The following is a 16,973-nucleotide window of genomic DNA, read 5'->3' as shown; positions in this document are numbered from 1 at the left end:
CGCCGCCTTCGCCGGCAAGCCGGCTCCTACAGGTTACGCAGCCGATCAGAACACATTGATCGGGTAGTCGACGATCACCCGGTACTCATCGGTGTCCTGATCCAGGGCGCCGTAACCATTGCCGCCACGGTTGGACGCCCATTGCAGGCGCAGCGCCAGGTCCTTGGCTTTACCGCTCTGGACCACGTATTTCAGGTCAATGTCACGCTCCCAATGCCTGGCGTGTTTGCCGTCGGCGTTGTAGAACGCGGCATAGCCGGGACTGTCCGGGTCAACTTTGGTCAGGTCCAGTTCACCTCGTGAATACGACACGGCCGATGTCAGGCCCGTCAGTCCAAGTCCGGCAAAGTCGTAGGCATATTTGAGCTTCCACGAGCGTTCATTCGGGCCGTTGAAGTCTGAATATTGTTGAGAGTTGTCGAGGAAGATGCTGTCACCCTGGCTGATGTAGTCGAACGGGGTGTTGCCGTTGACCCGCTGGTAAGCGGCAGTGACACTGTGATGACCCACGCCGACCGTGAAGTGCAGGCTGTAGGTGTTGTTGTCGATGTTGCCCAGCAGTGCATCACCGGTGTCCTGCGTGTGATAGAAGTGCAGGCCCGGGTTGAGGCTGATCAGCTCATTGAGTGCGTAGGTGTAATCCAGGTCGAAGTAGTACTGGTTCCAGATGTCCTTCAGCTCGGCGGCATACAGGCTGCTGGTCAGTCCCGGCAGGCCGCTCCAGGCTACGCCGGCCCAGTTCAGGTGCTGGCTGTCCTTGCCCTCGGGCAGGCTGCCGTAGGACGTACCGATGCGGGTATGGCCACTCTGGTTGTATGGCTTGGTGAAACTGGCCTGGCCACCTTCGATCATCACGCTGTCGATGCTGTGGTTGGTGAGGCTGACCCCACGAAAGGTCTGAGGCAGCATGCGGGTTTCGCCACCGGCAATCACCGGATTGGCGAGAAACAGGTCGCCGGCCTTCAATTCGGTATCCCAAGCACGCATTTTCAGGGTGCCACCGGCGGTCGAGAACGACCCCGGCGCTTTGCCGTTGCCATCGCTCACCGGCAGGATGCTCGAATTGTCCGTGCCGCCACCACCGTCGAGCTTGAGCCCGAGCATGGCATGGGCATCGATGCCGAAGCCGACAGCGCCTTCCGTGAAACCCGATTCGAAGACACCCAGCAAACCCTGGCCCCACTCGATGTTGTCGTCGGCCTGCTGCAAGCGATTGCGGTTCATGTAGTAGTTGCGGGCGTTGAGATGGAGGCTCGAATCTTCGACGAATCCTGCGGCCGGCGAATCATCGGCGGCCTGGGCGCTGGTGGCCATCGTTGCAGCGATTGCAATGAACAACGGTGTGAATCGAAATGAAAAACGCACGTGCGGTAAAGCTCCTTGGGTCAACTTGAAACGTCACTGTTTTGCTGGTCGGGGATGTTTATGGCAGGTGTGGCAAAGCCGACGGGTTTAAATCCACAACGAAAAAAAGCCGCTGATGGCAGCGGCTTGGAAGACAACTTTTCAAAGGGAAGAGCCGATGAAAAGTGTCGAGGGAAACTGGAGCGAGGCGCAGGTATCAGCTGTCTTTCTCGGCCTGTGGCTGGGCCTGAGTGCTCGAGGCTTGCGGGGCCTGGGTAGCTTGCTGAGCTTTGGCTGTCATCTCGATCTGGTGCTGTTCGTACGCGGCGACGCGTGCGGCGTTTTGTGCAGCAAAGGTCTGCGACTCTTCAGCCATGGCGAATGGGGTTACGAACAAAGAGGACAAAACGAAAGCGCTGGCAATACCCATACTGTTGGACATCTTTAAAACCTTCTTGCTTGGCAAGTGCTGTTTGATGGCGGCAAAGATAGGGATATCGGGCGATGGGAAAAAGAGCGGATTCATGAAAGGACTGTTACACAAAAAGCAACAGTAGTTGGTTCGTAAACCGAAACCATTGTGGGAGCGAGCCTGCTCGCGATGCAGGCGACTCGGTACAGCTCAGGAACCGAGGTGATGCTTTCGCGAGCAGGCTCGCTCCCACAAGGGGTGGGGTCAGATGGGCAGGTGAATGCCGAAGGTGTTCATGCCGTGATCGCTGCGCACAAACACATCCCCGCCGTGCATCAGCGCAATCGCTTTGACGATTGCCAGGCCCAACCCATGATTGTTGCCGCTGTTGCTGCGCGAGGCGTCGACGCGATAGAAGCGTTCGAACAGGCGCGGCAAGTGTTCGCTGGCAATCGGCGAGCCGGGGTTGGCAACGCCGATACTGACCTGATGCTCCTGGGCTTCGATGCGCACCTCAATCACCTGTCCGGGGCCGGTATGCTGCACCGCATTACTTAACAGGTTGATCAGCGCCCGTCGTAGGTGCGCGATCTCGATCCGCACCTGGGCATCGCCGCTGACCTGTACCTTCACCTGGGCATCTTCGAGGATGAAATCCAGGTATTCCAGGGTCGTCGCCACCTCATCGGCCAGCGAAGTGGCAATCAGCTGGGTGGCCTTGCTGCCCTGATCCGCACTGGCGAGGAACAGCATGTCGTTGATGATCGAGCGCAGTCGCTCAAGCTCTTCAAGGTTCGATTGCAAGACCTCGAAATAATGCTCCGCCGAGCGTCCACGGGTCAGCGCAACCTGGGTCTGGCCGATCAGGTTGGTCAACGGCGAGCGCAGCTCATGGGCGACGTCGGCGTTGAACGATTCCAGGCGCGAGTAAGCCTGCTCGACCCGCTCCAGCGTGGAGTTGAATGAATTGACGAACTGGTTCAGCTCCGGTGGCAGTGATGACATTCGCAAACGCCCGGAGCGCAAGGGCGGGGCCAGGCGCTGGGCCTCCTGAGATAACTTGATCAGCGGCTTGAGCCCGATTCGCGCCACCCAGTAACCCAGTGCCGAGGCCAGCAGCACGCCGACAATCGCCAGGCCGATCAAGGCGATCAGCAGTTGGTGTTGAGTCTGGTAAAACGTTTCGGTGTCGATGCCGATCATGAAGCGCAGCGGTGGGCGCTGATCCTTGGCCGGGAACTGACTGACCAGCACTTTCAGCGGGTAGGGCTGATCCGGCAACTTCATGTCACGCATGCCCAGCGGCCCTTGGGCAAACGCGCGGATCTGCGGTGTCAGGGTGCCGTATTCGTAGAGTGGATCGCCACTGATGATCCAGAAGCTGATGCGCTTGTCTTCTTCACCGAGCAGCTTGAGCTTGTTGTTGATCTTCACCCAATGCTCGGGCGTACCGTAACGGCCGACCGTGGATTCGAGCACGCTGTAGCGCGCGTCCAGTTCGGCTTCGGGCAGCAAACCCAGGCCTTTGTCGACCTGCTGATACAGCGCCCAGCCGATCAGCAGGAATACCAGCAGCGCCACCAGGGTGAACATTCCACTGAGGCGCAGGGCAATCGAGTTACTGGACACCACGGCTCTCCAGCACATAACCCATGCCACGAATCGTGTGCAGCAGTTTCTCTTCGAACGGCCCGTCGAGCTTGGCCCGCAGGCGTTTGATCGCGACTTCGACCACGTTGGCGTCGCTGTCGAAATTGATGTCCCAGACCATTTCGGCAATCGCCGTTTTCGACAGGATTTCTCCCTGGCGGCGGGCCAGAACGCTGAGCAGCGAGAATTCCTTGGCGGTCAGGTCCAGGCGTGTGCCGGCGCGGGTGGCCTTGCGGCTGATCAAATCTATCCACAGGTCGGCGATGCTCACTTGCACCGGTTCATGGCCACCGCTGCGGCGGGTCAGCGCTTGCAGGCGCGCCACCAGTTCGAGGAATGAAAAGGGCTTGCCCAGGTAATCGTCGGCGCCGTCGCGCAGGCCTTTGATGCGGTCTTCGACCCGCTCGCGGGCGGTGAGCATGATCACCGGGGTTTGTTTGCGCGCGCGCAGGGCACGCAGCACACCGAAGCCGTCGAGGCCCGGCAGCATCACGTCGAGGACGATCACCGCGTAATCGCTTTCCAGCGCCAGGTGCAGGCCCTCCACGCCGTCGCGGGCCAGGTCCACGGTGTAACCCTGTTCCGTCAGGCCGCGGTGCAGGTAGTCCGCGGTTTTTTCCTCGTCTTCGATAATCAGAACGCGCATGACCCCGTCTCAGTCTGTGGTCGCCAGCGTTGGTATAGACGCTGGTTTTTTGGGCCGATGGAATAGCCGCTCCAGCCACAAGTATATGACCGGCGTGGTGAACAGCGTCAGCGCCTGACTTACCAGCAGGCCGCCAACCACCGCGATCCCCAGGGGTTGGCGCAGCTCGGCACCGGTGCCGTAGCCAAGCATCAGCGGCAGGGCGCCGAGCAGGGCGGCGAGGGTGGTCATGATGATCGGCCGGAACCGCGTCAGGCAGGCCTGGAAGATCGCTTCTTCCGGCGGCAAGCCGCCCTTGCGCTGCGCTTCAAGGGCGAAGTCGATCATCAGGATGCCGTTTTTCTTGACGATACCGATCAACAGCACCAGCCCGATCAGGGCCATGATCGAAAAGTCCTGGCCGCAGATCCACAGCATGATCACTGCCCCCAGGCCCGCCGAAGGCAAGGTCGAGATGATCGTCAACGGATGCACGAAGCTCTCGTAGAGCACGCCGAGGATGATGTACACCGCCACCAGCGCCGCCAGAATCAGCCATGGCTGGCTGGCCAGCGAACTCTGGAACGCCTGGGCCGCACCCTGGAAGTTGCCGCTGATGGCCGCCGGCATGCCGATGTCGACCTTGGCCTGGTTAAGCATGATCACCGCATCGCCCAAAGCCACGCCGGGCGCGAGGTTGAACGACAGGTTGGCGGCCGGGAACATGCCGTCATGGGCGATGGACAGCGGGCCGACCGTTGGCGCATCGAACCGGGCCAGGGCCGACAACGGCACCATCTCGCCGCTCAGCGGTGAGCGCAGGTAGAAGTAGTTGAGGCTTTCCGCCTTGCCGCGTTGTTTGGTGTCCAGTTCCAGAATCACGTTGTACTGGTTGATCTGGGTCTGGAACTCGTTGATCTGCCGCTGGCCAAAGGCGTCATACAGCGCCTCGTCAACATCGCTGGCGGTCAGGCCGAAACGGGAGGCGGCGCTGCGGTCGATGCTGATGTGGGTGATGCTGCCGCCCAGTTGCAGGTCGTTGGAAATGTCGCGGAATGCCGGGTTGCTGCGCAGTTTTTCCGTCAGGCGCTGGGTCCAGGTGCTCAGGGTCGGGCCGTCGTTGCTCTTGAGCACATACTGATACTGGGCGCGACTCGGACCGGAACTGAGGTTGATGTCCTGGCCGGCCCGCAGGTACAGGACGATGCCAGGCACTTTCATCAGTTGCGGGCGAATCCGGTCGATGAACTGGCTGGCCGAGACGTCGCGGTCACTGCGTTTTTTCAGGGTGATCCAGAACCGGCCGTTGGCAATGGTCTGGTTGCTGCCCGAGACTCCGACCGAGTGCGAGAAGGTTTCGACCGCGGGGTCGGCGGCGACGATTTCGGCCATGGCCAGGTGCTTTTTCACCATATCGCCGTAGGAAATATCGGCGGCGGCTTCGGTAGTGCCGAGGACAAAACCGGTGTCCTGAATCGGGAAGAAGCCCTTGGGAATCAGCACGTACCCGGTCACGGCCAGGCCCAGGGACAGGCAGAACACGCCGAGCATCAGGCGTTGATGGGCGAGGGCGCGGTGCAGGCCTTTTTCGTACCAGGCCAGCAGGCGCTCGCCGAAGCCCGGTTTATCGTGGGCGTGATGCACCGGCGCGCGCATGAACAGCGCCGCCAGGGTTGGCGCCAGCGTCAACGACACCACCACCGAAATCATGATGGTCGACGTGGCGGTCAGGGCGAACTCTTTGAACAAGCGTCCGACCACGCCGCCCATGAACAGCAGCGGAATGAACGCTGCCACCAGCGAGAAACTGATCGACACCACGGTGAAGCCGATTTCCCCCGCGCCTTTGATCGCCGCTTCGCGCATGCCGTCGCCGGCCTCCAGGTGGCGGTGGATGTTCTCTACGACCACGATCGCATCGTCGACCACAAACCCCACGGCCACCACAATCGCCACCAGCGTCAGGTTATTCAGGCTGAAACCCATGACGTACATCAGGGCGAAACTGGCAATCAGCGATACGCCCAATACCGCCGACACAATCAGGGTCGCCGACAACTGGCGCAGGAACAGGGCCATCACCGCTACCACCAACATGATTGCGATCAGCAGGGTGATTTCCACTTCATGCAGCGAGGCACGGATGGTCTGGGTGCGGTCGATCAGCGTCTTGACCTGCACCGACGCGGGGAGCATCGCTTCCAGCCCCGGCAGGGCCGCCTGAATGCGGTCCACGGTCTCGACAATGTTCGCCCCCGGCTGGCGGAAGATCACCAGGTTGACCCCCGGTTGCGTGCCCGCCCAGGCCTGGACGTAGGCGTCTTCCGAACCATTGACGACCTTGGCGACATCCTTGAGATGAACCGGTGCACCGTCCTTGTAGGAAACGATCAATTGGCTGTAATCATCGGGGCGGAACAACTGGTCGTTGGTGGACAGGGTCGAGATGCTCGACTCCCCGTACAGCGCACCTTTGGCCAGGTTGAGGCTGGTCTGCTGGATCGCCAGACGGATGTCCGCCAGCGTCAGGCCGATGGCCGCGAGTTTGTCTGCCGACACCTGGACACGGATCGCCGGACGCTGCTGACCGGTGATGGCGACCTGGCCTACGCCGTCGATCTGACTGATCTGACGGGACAACAGGGTTTCCGTCAGGTCGCTGAGTTCGGGGCCCGGCATCAGGGAGGAATTGACGCTGAGGATCAATACCGGACTGTCGGCCGGGTTGACCTTGCGCCAGGTCGGCAGGTTCGGCATGTCCTTGGGCAGTTTACCGGCGGCGGTATTGATCGCGGCCTGCACTTCCTGAGCGGCAGTGTCGATGCTTTTGTCGAGGGTGAATTGCAGGGTCAGGTTGGTCGAACCCAGGGCGCTGCTCGACGTCATCTGAGTCACGCCGGGAATGGCGCTGAACTGCACTTCAAGCGGCGTGGCCACCGAAGACGCCATGGTTTCCGGGCTGGCGCCGGGCAGTTGTGCCGCCACCTGGATGGTCGGGAACTCGGCCTCGGGCAAGGGCGCTACCGGCAGGCGCGGAAAAGCGATAGCGCCCAGCAGCACCAGCGCAAACGTCAGCAGAACCGTGGCGACCGGGTGGTCGATGCACCAGGCGGATATCGAACCGTGGCCTTTCATTGCGCGGCCTCCGACTGCACCACCTGCGCCGGGTCGGTCAGCACTTGCACGGTGGCACCGGGCTTGAGCCGCGACTGGCCATCGCTGACCAGCACGTCACCCGGTTCGACACCCTTGATGATGTTCTGGCTGCTGCCCTGAAAGATCATCTGCACCGGTACGGTTTCGACCTTGTCACCCTTGACCCGATACACGAAAGGCTGGTCCAGGCCGCGCTGTACGACGGTAGGCGGTACTACCAGCGCGTCTTTGTCCAAGGCTGTCTGAATTTTTACCGTCACCAGCAGCCCCGGCCAGAGTTTCTGCCCGGCGTTGTCGAATTCGGCCTTGGCACGGATGGTCCCGGTGTTGGTGTTGATCTGGTTGTCGATCAGGGTCAGGTGGCCTTCGCCCAGCAGGTTGCCGGTCTCGCCGTCGGTGTCGGCGCCAATGTAGGCCTTGACCCTGGCATGTTGCGGATCATTGATCAGGCCTTGCAGGGTCGGCAACATTTGTTGCGGCAGGGAGAATTCCACGGCAATCGGGTCGATCTGGGTGACGGTGAACAGGCCTTGGGCATCGGTCATGCGCAGGAAATTGCCTTCATCCACCGTGCGGATACCGACGCGGCCACTGACCGGAGAACGAATCTGTGTGTAGGAGAGTTGTACCTGGGCCGAATCAATCGAGGCCTGATTACCCTGGGCGGTGGCCTTGAGCTGGTTGACCAGCGCCTGTTGCTGGTCGTAGGTCTGTTTGGATACGCCGTCGTCGACGCTCAGCAGTTTGTAACGTTTGAGGTTGACCTGCGCCACTTGCAGTTGCGCCTGGCTTTCGCCCAGTTGCGCCCGGGCCTGGTCGAGGCTGGCGCGGATCGAACGGTCGTCGATGGTGGCCAGCAGGTCGCCTTTGCTCACCAGTTGGCCTTCCTTGACCAGGATTTTGGTAAGAATGCCGTCGATTTGCGGGCGCACCACGACGCTGTGCAACGACAACACCGAGCCGATGCCGCTGACGTAGCGGGGGACGTCTTTTTCGGCGACGCTGACCACGCGCACGGGGATGGCGCCGGGCGCCGCGAGTTTTGCCTTGGCGGGTTTGCCGGCATACCACAGGCCCAGCGCTGCCAGGAAAATCAGAAGGGCGACGAGCAGGACGGGTTTTTGCTGGATTCGCATGCGAGTGAGGCGCCAGGGCAGGGTGATCGACAGGTTGGTATTTTCCTTTATAAACCTGTTTGGCGGTCAGGAGAGTGACTGCTAACTGACGGCGCTGTCAGTTTCATACGCTCTTTGACTTGGCGGCCTCTGGGCCGGCACCTGTGGGAGCAAAGCTTGCTCGCGATGACGGCGGCCCAGCCAATATTGATTGCGCCTGATACACCGCTATCGCGAGCAAGCTTTGCTCCCACAGAGGCTCAGACGATCAGTTTGCGACCCGCGCCCCCGCCAGGCTTCCGCTCAACTCATACGCCGCCAATTCCGCCTGATGCGCCGCCAGCAACTCTGGTAACGATCCGCGCAGGTATTCCACCCAGGTCTTGATCTTCGCGTCCAGGTACTGACGCGACGGGTAGATGGCGTACAGGTTCAGCTCTTGCGAGCGGTATTTGGGCATGACCCGTACCAGCGTGCCATTGCGCAGGCCGTCGATCGCGGCATACAGCGGCAGGACGCCGACCCCCATGCCGCTGGTGATCGCGCTTTTCATGGCGTCGGCGGAGTTCACCAGGAACGGTGAGCTGTTGATGATGACCATTTCCTGGCCATCGGGACCGTCGAAGGCCCATTTTTCCAGGGGAATGACCGGGCTGACCAGGCGCAGGCAGGCGTGGTTGAGCAGGTCGCTGGGTTTTTGCGCGCAGCCATTGGCTTTGACGTAGGCCGGCGAGGCGCAAACGATGCTGTAGGTGATCCCCAGGCGCTGGGAGACGAAGCCCGAGTCCGGGAGTTCGCGGGCGAGCACGATGGACACGTCGTAGCCCTCGTCCAGCAGGTCCGGCACGCGGTTGGCCATGGTCAGGTCGAAGGTCACGTCCGGGTGGGTCTTGCGGTAGCGGGCGATGGCATCGATCACGAAATGCTGGCCGATGCCGGTCATGGTGTGCACTTTCAGTTGCCCGGCGGGGCGCGCATGGGCGTCGCTGGCCTCGGCCTCGGCTTCTTCAACGTAGGCCAGGATTTGCTCGCAGCGCAGCAAATATCGCTTGCCGGCTTCGGTCAGGGCGATGCGCCGGGTCGTTCGGTTGAGCAGACGGGTTTGCAGGTGGGCCTCCAGGTTGGAGACCGCGCGCGAGACGTTGGCGGTGGTGGTGTCCAGTTGCACGGCGGCGGCGGTGAAGCTGCCGGCTTCGGCCACGTAACTGAAGGCGCGCATGTTTTGCAATGTGTCCATGGGGTGCTCTCGGGTTCGATGGCAAATTGTGACACGAAGTTTCAGAGTCTGAGACCCCAGACTTAAGGATTATCTCGTTAACGGTAACAAAGATTCACAGGAATCCCAGCTTATCGCCATTTCGGTCACCTCATAGAATTGCGCCGATCCCTGTAGGAGCAAAGCTTGCTCGCGATGGGTTCACCAAGGTCCGTCAGATCCACCGCGGCGATGCCATCGCGAGCAAGCTTTGCTCCCACAGGCTCCAGCCTCATTTTCCTCAGGAATTTTCAGCAGTGCCGCGTCGCATCAGCAGAGCGCTTTCGCCGCTCAGTATTCTGGCTTTAACCCTGGCAATCAGCGGCTGCATCGGAACCGGAGGTATTGCCCCACAGGGCAAGGCACTGGAGGCCAATTCACTGGCCACCGACGAAGCCATACAGAGCGCCGCTCAGGATGCACACTGGCCCACCGCGCTATGGTGGCAGGCCTATGGCGACCCGCAACTGAACCGCTGGATCGACCTTGCCGTGCAAGGCAGCCCGACCATGACCATGGCCGCCGCGCGGGTGCGTCAGGCCAAGTCCATGGCCGGTATTGCCGAAGCCGCCGAGTCGTTGCAGATCAATGGCGAGTCCACCCTCAAGCGTCACAACTGGCCCACCGATCAGTTCTACGGGCCAGGCGAGTTGGCCAACAGTACCACTTGGGACAACAACGCCGCGCTGGGCTTCAGTTACGCCCTCGACCTGTGGGGCCGCGAAAGCAATAACACCGAACGCGCCGTGGACATGGCCCACATGACCGTCGCCGAGGCGCGCCAGGCCCAGCTCGAATTGCAGAACAACATCGTGCGCGTCTACATCGAGCTCTCGTTGCATTATGCGCAGCGGGACATCGTCGAGGCGACCCTCAAGCAACAACAGCAGATTCTGGAACTGGCACAGAAGCGCCTGAACGGCGGCATCGGCACCCATTTCGAAGTCAGTCAGGCCGAGACACCGCTGCCGGAAACCCATCGGCAGATCGATGCGCTGGACGAAGAAATCGCCCTGAGCCGCAATCAACTGGCCGCGCTGGCCGGCAAAGGCCCGGGAGAGGGCGCGCAATTGCAACGGCCGACGCTGTCGCTGGGCGCGGCGCTGAAACTGCCGTCGTCGTTGCCGGCGCAATTGCTCGGTCAACGCCCGGACGTGGTTGCCAGCCGTTGGCAAGTGGCCGCGCAGGCCCGGGGCATCGATGTGGCGCATGCCGGGTTCTACCCCAACGTCGACCTGGTCGGCAGCCTGGGCTACATGGCCACCGGCGGTGGGGCTTTGGAGTTTTTGACCGGCAAGAAGCTCAACTACAGCGTGGGACCTGCGATTTCCTTGCCGATTTTCGACGGCGGTCGCTTGCGGGCAGAGCTGGGTGAGGCCTCGGCCGGTTATGACATCGCCGTGGCCCGGTACAACCAGACGCTGGTCAATGCGCTGAAAAACATCTCCGATCAACTGATCCGTCGCGAGTCCATGGACAAGCAGCAAACGTTCGCCGCCGAGTCGGTGGCCACGGCGCAGAAAACCTACGACATCGCCATGATCGCCTACCAGCGCGGGCTTACCGATTACCTCAACGTGCTCAATGCCCAGACCCTGCTGTTCAAGCAGCAGCAGGTCCAGCAACAGGTCCAGGCCGCGCGCCTGAGTGCCCATGCGGAACTGGTGACGGCATTAGGTGGTGGGTTGGGTGCGGGCAACGACGTACCGAAAGACAGGCAGACCGCCGCACCGAAAACCCCGGTCCTTCTGCGTTGAACACAAACCCTGTAGGAGCGAGCCTGCTCGCGATGAGGGCGTGTCAGTCGACATCGATGTTGAATGTCAGACCGCAATCGCGAGCAGGCTCGCTCCTACAGGTTGCAAGTCGTCACCGACCTTTACTGAGCAGGATTCCATGACCCCCTTGCCCGCACCTTTGCGCTGGCTGTATTCCCTGGAATGGCGCCGGGGCTTTTTTGACTGGGCACGCAGCGATGGCGTGACCTGGGTCTACATTTTCAAGGTGCTGATCGCCGCCTTCCTCACACTATGGCTGGCCATGCGCCTGGAGTTGCCGCAACCGCGTACGGCGATGATCACGGTGTTCATCGTCATGCAGCCGCAAAGCGGTCATGTGTTCGCCAAAAGCTTTTATCGGTTCCTCGGCACGCTGGCTGGCTCGTCAGTGATGGTCGCGTTGATTGCCCTGTTTGCACAGAACACCGAATTGTTCCTCGGCTCGCTGGCGATCTGGGTCGGGATCTGCACGGCCGGTGCCACCCGCTGCCGCAACTTCCGCGCCTACGGCTTCGTGCTCGCAGGGTATACCGCGGCAATGGTCGGCCTGCCTGCTCTGGCCCATCCAGATGGCGCGTTCATGGCGGCGGTCTGGCGGGTGCTGGAAATCTCCCTGGGGATTCTCTGCTCGACCCTGGTCAGCGCCGCGATCCTGCCGCAATCCGCCAGTGCCGCCATGCGCAACGCCTTGTACCAGCGCTTCGGGGTGTTCGCGTTGTTCGTCACCGACGGCTTGCGCGGGCGCAGCCGACGCGAGGCATTCGAAGCCAGCAACGTGCGCTTCATCGCCGAGGCGGTGGGCCTGGAGGGCTTGCGCAGTGTCACCGTATTCGAAGACCCGCACATGCGTCGACGCAACGGCCGGCTCAGCCGCCTGAACAGCGAGTTCATGGGCGTCACCACCCGCTTCAACGCCTTGCATCAATTGCTCGAGCGCTTGCGCAGCAACGGTGCCGATCACGTCGAGGCGGCAATCAAGCCGGGCTTGCAGGACCTGGCCGAGTTGCTCGACGGCTACAGCGGTCGTGCCTTGACCAGCGCCGATGCCGCGCGACTGGTGACGGCCCTGACGGCCTACAAGGCAGGTTTGCCGGCCCGGGTGCGCAGCCTGCGGGCGATCTTCCAGGAGAGCGATCCGGGCGACGCCGAACAACTGGATTTCCACACCGCCTACGAATTGCTCTATCGCTTTGTCGATGACTTGCACAGCTATGCACAGACTCACGCGTCCCTGGCGGATCACAGTCACGAGCGAGAGCGTTGGGACGAACCCTTCACACCGCAAACCAACTGGATGGCCGCCGCCGCCTCGGGGATTCGCGCAGCATTCATTCTCATCGTGTTGGGCAGCTATTGGGTGGCCACGGCCTGGCCAAGCGGGGCGACCATGACCTTGGTCGCCGCGGCCACCGTGGGCCTGTCCGCCGCCACGCCGAACCCCAAGCGCATGGCCTTCCAGATGGCTTGCGGCACGTTCCTCGGGGCACTGATCGGTTTCGCCGAGATGTTTTTCATCTTCCCGTGGATCGACGGTTTCCCTTTGTTGTGCGTGATGCTCGCACCGGTGTTCGTGCTGGGCGCGTTCCTGGCATCGCGGCCGTTATACGCCGGGGTCGGAGTGGGCTTGCTGATTTTCTTCAGCATCGGTTCGGTGCCGGACAACCTCACGATCTACAACCCCTACACCTTCATCAATGACTACATCGCCATGGTGATCGGCATGCTGGTGTGCGCGGCGGCGGGGGCGATCATTCTGCCGCCCAACAGTCGCTGGTTGTGGCGACGGCTGGAACAGGACTTGCGCGGGCAAGTGGTGTACGCCATCAGCGGCAAACTCAAGGGCCTGGCGTCGAGTTTCGAAAGCCGGACCCGCGACCTGGTGCATCAGGCCTATGGTTTCGCGGCGGGGCAACCGCAGGTGCAGCGTAATCTGCTGCGCTGGATGTTCGTGGTGCTGGAAGTCGGCCACGCGATCATCGAGTTGCGCAAGGAGCAGGCGATCCTGCCGGTGCATCCGGCCTATGCCGAATCCCAGCCGTGGCGCCAGTCGATCCGCGTGATGGGGCGCTCGCTGGTGCGGCTGTTCCTGCAACCGGGACAGAGCAACCTGGAGCGTGCATTGATCGCGGTCGATCACGCGCTCAGCCGGGTGCAAGCCACCGATGAGCCCTTTGCCCCGCACTTCGACACCTCGGCGTTGCGTCGGGTGAAAAGCTACCTGCACTTCATCCGCACTTCGCTGCTGGACCCGCAATCGCCACTGTCCAGCTACACCCACGCCGCCAAGCCCCAAGGACTTGAACATGCCCCGTGAAATCGCCTTCCACGGCGTGTACATGCCGACCATGACCCTGATGTTTCTGATTGCCGCGGCGCTGGCCTGGGGGCTCGACCGGTTTCTCTCCGGGTTCGACCTGTACCGCTTCTTCTGGCACCCGGCGCTGCTGCGCCTGAGTCTGTTTACCTGTCTGTTCGGCGCCATGGCGCTGACCGTCTACCCTTGAGAACGCCCTGATGAAAAAGCTTTTCAGCCTGCTCGCTACCCTGCTGGTATTGGCCCTGGCGATTTGGATTGGCCGCACCCTGTGGGTGCATTACATGGAGACGCCGTGGACCCGTGACGGCCGGGTGCGTGCCGATATCATCAACGTCGCTGCCGACGTTACCGGCGAAGTGGTGAGCGTGCCGGTGCGTGACAACCAGCTTGTCAAAAAAGGTGATCTGCTGATGCAGATCGACCCCGAGCACTACCGCCTTGCGGTCAAGCAGGCGCAATCGCTGGTGGCTTCGCGCAAGGCCACGTGGGAGATGCGCAAGGTTAACGCCCATCGCCGCGCCGACCTGGACAACCTGGTGATCTCCAAGGAAAATCGCGACGACGCCAGCAACATCGCCGACTCCGCCCTGGCCGATTACCAGCAGGCCCAGGCGCAACTCGAAGCCGCCGAACTCAACCTCAAGCGCACCGAAGTCCGGGCGGCGGTGGACGGTTACGTGACCAACCTCAACGTCCATCGCGGCGACTATGCGCGCATCGGCGAAGCGAAAATGGCCGTGGTCGACATGAACTCTTTCTGGGTCTACGGCTTCTTCGAAGAAACCAAACTGCCCCACGTGCGTGTGGGTGATAAGGCGGATATGCAACTGATGAGCGGTGAAGTGCTCAAGGGGCATGTGGAAAGCATTTCGCGGGGGATCTACGACCGCGACAACCCGGAAAGTCGCGAGCTGATTGCCGACGTGAACCCGACCTTCAACTGGGTGCGCCTGGCGCAGCGGGTGCCGGTGCGCATTCACATCGATGAAGTGCCGGAGGGGGTGCTGTTGGCGGCGGGGATTACTTGCACGGTGGTGGTCAAGCAGGGCGATGGTGCATAACCGATAGACCGAGTCGCATTCTTCGCGAGCAGGCTCGCTCCCACAATTGGAATGCATTCCCCTGTGGGAGCGAGCCTGCTCGCGAAGAATGCGACTCGGTCTGCCAGACATACAGTGACCGTTCACGCGCTGCAAAAAGTCTCGTGCAAATGCCGCCAGAGAATCCTGCCATCCACTTTCTCGAACACCACGGTCGAGCGGCGATCGGAGTGCAGCCCGGTGGCATCGGTTTGTTGTTCGCGATAACTGACCGTCGCGCCGCCGTTGTGCAGCGCAAGGCCGTGCAACTCGCTGAGCTTGATGCGGAACCCGAGCTTCTTGCCGCCCGCCAGCATGAACAACTGGTTCAGCGCGTCAAAATCCAGCACCCGGCCCAAGGGCGAGACCATGGAGAACTGCGGTGAAAAACGGGTCAGCAGGCGTTCGAGTTCGCGCGGGTCCTGCTCCTCGGCCAGCCATTTTTCGATGGCGACGTGGGCCTGGATCACTTCGTCAAAGTATTCTGTGAAGTCGGTCATGTCCTTTCCTTAAATTCTGTGGTGTCTGTACCGGCCCCATCGCGGCGGTGCGGCGATCCGACAAGCCTTGCTCCCACAGAGACCGCCGCAGAACCTGTGGGAGCAAGGCTTGCCCGCGATTGGGTCGACTCAGTCTCAGAGCTGCCCGCGCAACCCGAACCGCTTCATCAACGCGGACTCCAATAAGCCTTTTGGCAATAGTCCCGCCATCAACGGCAACGCCCGACTGCCATTCCCCAGCCGCACCAGCCTCGGCGGCTTGTTCTGCTGCACAGCCTTGAGCAGCCCGGCGGCGAACTCACTGGCCGGCGTCGGGTTGTCCTGGGAGGCCTTGGCCCGTGCGCGAATGCCAGCGCGCAGCGGAAACCATGGCGATTGTTCGCTGATCAGTTGTTCGGCTTCGTGGCCGGCGTTTTTGGCGAAACTGGAGGCAATGGCACCGGGTTGAACCTCCATGACCCTGACACCGAAGGGCGCCAGTTCCATGCGCAAGGCATCGCTCAAGGCATGCACGGCGGCTTTGGACGCGCAGTAGGCACCAGCGAACGGCGTGACCAGCACCCCTGAAACGCTGCCAATGTTCACCACGATCCCTTTGGCCCGCCGCAACACTGGAAACATTGCGCGGGTCACGCCAACGATGGCGAAGACATTGGTTTCGAACTGGCGCTGCATCGCTGGCACACCGCCATCGAGCAAAGGCCCCATGGCGCCGAAACCGGCGTTGTTGATCAGTACGTCGAGGCCGCCATGCTGCTGGTTGATCCGTTCGCTCAACTGTTCCAGTGCCTGGCCGTCATTGACGTCCAGTTGCACGGCGGTGAATCCGCCAGCGCTCAGCATGGCTACGTCTTCAGCCCTGCGTGCACTGGCCCAGACTTCGTATCCGGCGATTTTGAACGCATCGGCGAGCGCGCGGCCAATGCCGCTGGAACATCCGGTAATCAACGCAACGGGCATGGCGCGTTCCTTGTGCAATCAGAGGGGGAAAACTCGTGGGAGAAAGCTCAGTCAGAAAAACTACCCTGTAAACGCTCTGCGCGAAACTCCAGGGTTTCCGGACGGTAGCCGGGGCGCAGTGGCGGTAGTGGTAAACAGTCTTCCCAGTTGCCACCGGCCTGCAATTCACCGGGGCCACGGTAGCGAGGCGCGGAGTATTGATTGTCGGCGAGGTTGACCGTATCGCCTGGCGCGTAAGCGGCCACCCGCCAGCGCAGCTCGGTCATCGGCACGTCGTTGCCGTTGTTCAGGGTCAATTTCAGTGGTCGGTCGGCGGGACAGTGTTGCGGCGCATAGCTGATGCGCAACTCCAGGCGCTGCAGTTGCTTGAGTTCGCGGTGGTCCATCCAGATGACCCAGGTGGCGACGATGCCCAGGCCGACGGCGGCAGCCAGGGAAACGGGCAGGGCCTTGGCTGGGTAGCGCAGCAGCAGGATCACCCAGGTGATGACCAGCAGGACACCGATGAACATGACGCGCAAACCTCGGGGATGGATAGGGTCATCGTACCTAAGCGTGGGTGGGATTGGCGATGGGCGTGATTTTTTTGGTAGATGTGAGGGCCTCATCGCGAGCAGGCTCGCTCCTACAATTGATCTGTGGCGTTCACAAAACCAATGTAGGAGCGAGCCTGCTCGCGATGAGGACCTTCAAGGCAATACAAAAAACGGATCAAAAAAAGCCCCTGACCAACCCGCTGCGGATAGGGAACGCAGCAGGCCGGTCAGGGGCTCAAGGTCTAC

14 protein-coding genes are annotated in these 16,973 nt (G+C 61.6%); 4 read left to right on the top strand and 10 right to left on the bottom strand.

The genetic code is table 11. From position 1 onward, the window contains the following. Positions 1-45 precede the first annotated feature (45 nt). The 7 genes from GPL81_RS08570 to GPL81_RS08540 form a co-directional block, all read right to left on the bottom strand. Complete coding sequence (locus GPL81_RS08570; protein ID WP_425502546.1) at positions 46-1,314, bottom strand: OprD family porin; 1,269 nt, start codon at positions 1,312-1,314, stop codon at positions 46-48. Positions 1,315-1,561: 247 nt separating this feature from the next. After that, complete coding sequence (locus tag GPL81_RS08565) at positions 1,562-1,786, bottom strand: hypothetical protein (RefSeq protein WP_096509161.1); 225 nt, start codon at positions 1,784-1,786, stop codon at positions 1,562-1,564. Positions 1,787-2,020: 234 nt separating this feature from the next. Further along, on the bottom strand, positions 2,021-3,385 hold the full coding sequence (locus GPL81_RS08560) for a heavy metal sensor histidine kinase (protein ID WP_160106396.1): 1,365 nt from the start codon (positions 3,383-3,385) through the stop codon (positions 2,021-2,023). Beyond that, positions 3,375-4,052 carry a heavy metal response regulator transcription factor gene (locus GPL81_RS08555; RefSeq protein WP_033056445.1) on the bottom strand — a complete coding sequence of 226 codons (678 nt, stop codon included), beginning with the start codon at positions 4,050-4,052 and terminating at the stop codon, positions 3,375-3,377. Before GPL81_RS08555 ends, GPL81_RS08560 begins: the two co-directional genes overlap by 11 nt. Before the next feature lie 9 nt (positions 4,053-4,061). Continuing rightward, complete coding sequence (locus GPL81_RS08550) at positions 4,062-7,166, bottom strand: multidrug efflux RND transporter permease subunit (protein WP_160106395.1); 3,105 nt, start codon at positions 7,164-7,166, stop codon at positions 4,062-4,064. Beyond that, complete coding sequence (locus tag GPL81_RS08545; protein ID WP_160106394.1) at positions 7,163-8,323, bottom strand: efflux RND transporter periplasmic adaptor subunit; 1,161 nt, start codon at positions 8,321-8,323, stop codon at positions 7,163-7,165. Before GPL81_RS08545 ends, GPL81_RS08550 begins: the two co-directional genes overlap by 4 nt. Positions 8,324-8,570: 247 nt before the next feature. Continuing rightward, on the bottom strand, positions 8,571-9,539 hold the full coding sequence (locus GPL81_RS08540; RefSeq protein ID WP_096509165.1) for a LysR family transcriptional regulator: 969 nt from the start codon (positions 9,537-9,539) through the stop codon (positions 8,571-8,573). Between the two features lie 275 nt (positions 9,540-9,814). Here GPL81_RS08540 and GPL81_RS08535 point away from each other — a divergent pair, with 275 nt between their 5' ends. The 4 genes from GPL81_RS08535 to GPL81_RS08520 all read left to right on the top strand — a co-directional run bounded on the left by GPL81_RS08535 (position 9,815) and on the right by GPL81_RS08520 (position 14,713). Further along, entirely contained in the window at positions 9,815-11,314 is a 1,500-nt protein-coding gene (locus GPL81_RS08535; protein ID WP_160106393.1) for an efflux transporter outer membrane subunit, read from the top strand. A gap of 139 nt (positions 11,315-11,453) precedes the next feature. Further along, on the top strand, positions 11,454-13,649 hold the full coding sequence (locus GPL81_RS08530; RefSeq protein ID WP_160106392.1) for an FUSC family protein: 2,196 nt from the start codon (positions 11,454-11,456) through the stop codon (positions 13,647-13,649). Further along, a complete protein-coding gene (locus tag GPL81_RS08525; protein WP_160106391.1) occupies positions 13,639-13,839 on the top strand; it encodes a DUF1656 domain-containing protein in 201 nt (66 codons plus the stop codon). The genes GPL81_RS08530 and GPL81_RS08525 overlap by 11 nt, the downstream gene beginning before the upstream one ends. A 10-nt stretch (positions 13,840-13,849) precedes the next feature. Beyond that, complete coding sequence (locus GPL81_RS08520; protein ID WP_121104473.1) at positions 13,850-14,713, top strand: efflux RND transporter periplasmic adaptor subunit; 864 nt, start codon at positions 13,850-13,852, stop codon at positions 14,711-14,713. Positions 14,714-14,835: 122 nt separating this feature from the next. Here the strand turns inward: GPL81_RS08520 and GPL81_RS08515 are convergent, their stop codons facing one another. The 3 genes from GPL81_RS08515 to GPL81_RS08505 all read right to left on the bottom strand — a co-directional run bounded on the left by GPL81_RS08515 (position 14,836) and on the right by GPL81_RS08505 (position 16,703). Further along, positions 14,836-15,231 (bottom strand): DUF4440 domain-containing protein, encoded by a 396-nt coding sequence (locus tag GPL81_RS08515; protein ID WP_160106390.1) that lies wholly within the window; start codon positions 15,229-15,231, stop codon positions 14,836-14,838. 135 nt (positions 15,232-15,366) lie between these two features. Then, positions 15,367-16,191, bottom strand: a complete 825-nt coding sequence (locus GPL81_RS08510; protein ID WP_160106389.1) for an SDR family oxidoreductase — start codon at positions 16,189-16,191, stop codon at positions 15,367-15,369. 47 nt (positions 16,192-16,238) lie between these two features. Beyond that, positions 16,239-16,703, bottom strand: a complete 465-nt coding sequence (locus tag GPL81_RS08505; RefSeq protein WP_096509171.1) for a multidrug transporter — start codon at positions 16,701-16,703, stop codon at positions 16,239-16,241. Between the last annotated feature and the right edge of the window lie 270 nt (positions 16,704-16,973).

This window comes from Pseudomonas izuensis (assembly GCF_009861505.1).
Classification (GTDB): Bacteria; Pseudomonadota; Gammaproteobacteria; order Pseudomonadales; family Pseudomonadaceae; genus Aquipseudomonas; species Aquipseudomonas izuensis.
The sequence above is the reverse complement of the archived record's forward strand: the minus strand, read 5'-3'. Positions and strand labels throughout refer to the sequence as shown.